The sequence below is a fragment of the Rhodopila sp. genome (assembly GCF_035548235.1).
Lineage (GTDB): Bacteria > Pseudomonadota > Alphaproteobacteria > Acetobacterales > Acetobacteraceae > Rhodopila.
Genome location: NZ_DASZTJ010000215.1, coordinates 1 through 2,818 on the forward strand (window position 1 = coordinate 1; position 2,818 = coordinate 2,818).

1 protein-coding gene and 1 pseudogene are annotated in these 2,818 nt (G+C 65.8%); both read right to left on the reverse strand.

What is annotated here, in order from left to right; translation table 11 throughout:
• Positions 1-170: 170 nt before the first annotated feature.
• On the reverse strand, positions 171-2,093 hold the full coding sequence (ftsH, locus tag VHB27_RS17895) for an ATP-dependent zinc metalloprotease FtsH (protein ID WP_325602998.1): 1,923 nt from the start codon (positions 2,091-2,093) through the stop codon (positions 171-173).
• A 164-nt stretch (positions 2,094-2,257) separates the two neighbouring features.
• Positions 2,258-2,818: pseudogene (locus tag VHB27_RS17900) on the reverse strand (hypothetical protein); the annotation flags it as partial.

Below are 2,818 nucleotides of genomic sequence, written 5' to 3' on the forward strand. Positions count from 1 at the left end.
TTCACGCGCAGGGGAACTGGGGGCGCCGCTTTTCGCGAATTCGGTACTCAACAGACGTTCGGCCATGGTTCCGTTCCGCCGCCGGTTTCAGGCGGTCATCCTACCAAAAGCAACGGCCCGAGGCATATAGGCGACGCCCGGGGCCGGAACCAGATCGGGACGTCGCCGCATCAGGTCGGCTGCGGTGCCGGCGCGACGCCGCCACCAGGGCCGGCCGCCGGGCGTCCGGTGGTCGGCACCGAGGCCCGGCGGGATTCAGGCGCGGGCTCATCGACCACCTTACGGATCACCGGCTCACCGCGCAGGACGGTGCGGATTTCATCGCCCGACAGCGTTTCGTGCTCCAGCAATCCGCGGGCAATGCGGTGCAACTCCTCGATATTTTCCGTCAGGATGTGCCTCGCTCGGCTATAGGCTCGATCGATGATCGACTTGATCTCGGCATCGATCTCCCGCGCGGTCGCTTCCGACACGTTCTTGTTCTGCGTCACTGAATGACCCAGGAACACTTCCTGGCTGTTATCACCATAGGCGATCATGCCGAGCTTATCGGACATGCCCCATTCGGTGATCATGCGGCGCGCCTGGTCGGTCGCCATCTTGATGTCGCCGGCGGCGCCGTTCGACACCTTGTCGGGACCGAAGATGATCTCCTCGGCGGCGCGTCCGCCCATCGCCATGGTCAACTCGCCCAGCAGCTTCGACTTGGACTTGGAGTAGCGATCGCCCTCCGGCAGGCTCATGACCAGGCCCAGCGCGCGGCCGCGCGGCACGATGGTCGCCTTGTGGACCGGATCGCATTCCGGCTCGTGCATCGCGCACAAGGCGTGACCGGCCTCGTGATACGCGGTCATGCGCTTCTCGGCCTCGGACATCACCAGCGACTTGCGTTCGGTGCCCATCAGCACCTTGTCCTTGGCGGCCTCGAACTCGGCCATGGCCACCACGCGCTTGCCCATCCGCGCCGCCAGCAGCGCGCCCTCGTTCACTAGGTTGGCCAAGTCGGCGCCCGAGAAGCCCGGCGTGCCGCGCGCGATCACCTTCGGATCGACGTCGGAGGCCAGCGGCACCTTCCGCATGTGGACGCGCAGGATCTTCTCCCGCCCGTTCACGTCCGGGTTCGGCACCACCACCTGGCGGTCGAAGCGGCCCGGACGCAGCAAGGCCGGGTCCAGCACGTCGGGGCGGTTGGTCGCGGCGATCAGGATCACGCCTTCGTTGGACTCGAAGCCGTCCATCTCCACCAGCATCTGGTTCAGCGTCTGCTCGCGCTCGTCGTTGCCGCCGCCCAGGCCAGCGCCGCGATGACGGCCGACCGCGTCGATTTCGTCGATGAAGATGATGCAGGGGGCGTTCTTCTTGCCCTGTTCGAACATGTCGCGGACACGCGACGCGCCAACACCGACGAACATCTCGACGAAGTCGGACCCCGAGATGGTGAAGAACGGCACGTTCGCCTCACCCGCAATGGCGCGGGCCAGGAGCGTCTTGCCGGTGCCCGGAGGACCGACCAGCAGGCACCCCTTGGGGATCTTGCCGCCCAGACGCTGGAACTTCTGCGGGTCCTTCAGGAATTCGACGATCTCCTGCAACTCGCCCTTCGCTTCGTCGATCCCGGCCACGTCCTCGAACGTCACGCGCCCCTGCTTTTCCGTCAGCATCCGCGCTCGGCTCTTGCCGAAGCCCATCGCCCGGCCGCCGCCCGACTGCATCTGGCGCATGAAGAATACCCAGACGCCGATCAGCAGCAGCATCGGGAACCAGGACAGCAGGTAGTGCAGCAGCGGGTTGACGTCGCTGTCTTCCGGCTTGGCGATGACGCGGACGTTCTTGTCGGTCAGCGTCTTCACCAGGGCCGGGTCATCCGGCGTATAGGTCTGGAACGTCCGGCCGTCGTTCAACTGGCCCGAAACCGTGCGGCCCTGGATCACCACGTCGCGAACGCGTCCGGAATTGACCTCGGTGATGAAGTCGGAATAGGCGATCTGCGTGGAGTTGGTGTGGTTCACGCCCGGCTGGAACAGGTTGAACAGCACCACCAGCAGCAGGGCTATGATCACCCACAAGGCCAGGTTGCGGCCAAAATTGCTCATATGACTTCGCTCACATCCTCAATCGGACACGGACATCGGGTATGGTTATGGTTGGGCGCGCCCGACGTTGCGCCTTGATATAGGGCGGGGTGCGCAAATCTGCATCCCCACCGGAGTCGATGCTTCACCAAGCGGCGGCGGAGCACAATACGGATAACCACTGATCATACCGCCGGGCCGGTCGACACCGTCCAATATCCGGATGCCGGCACGAACGCCGGGCCATCGACGGGTCTGGGGGGCGCGAAAGTCACCGTCACCATTGGAATTGTTATCGTTCCAGCATAGCGTAAATGAGGAACGGCCGCCACACTTTTACCGACGCGCAGCGCCGGCAGCGTCCGCAGCACGACGGAAGGTAACGGGGACTGCCGCCGGAACCCCGCCGCGTCGTCACCCAAGGCGCCGATCGTCGTGCCCTCCGGCAGTTCTCCCGCGCCATGCAGCTGAAAACGCCTGTCCCAAACGGCCATGGCGGTGGCCTGGACAGGCGGCTCGACCGCCGCTTCCTCCCGCACGACCAGCCAGCCATCCCCCAGCCGTCCGGCGGGCATGATGCGGACGCCATGCAGCGTTGCAGAGGACAGACGCGCGGCGAGACCGGCCGTCACGTCCGGGTCGGGCGGGTACGCCGCCCCGCTGACGGCGGTCACCAGGGCGGACAACGCGCCGGGGAGAAGCCGAGCGGCGGTGACGACGGCATAGCCTTCGGGATGGACGACCGC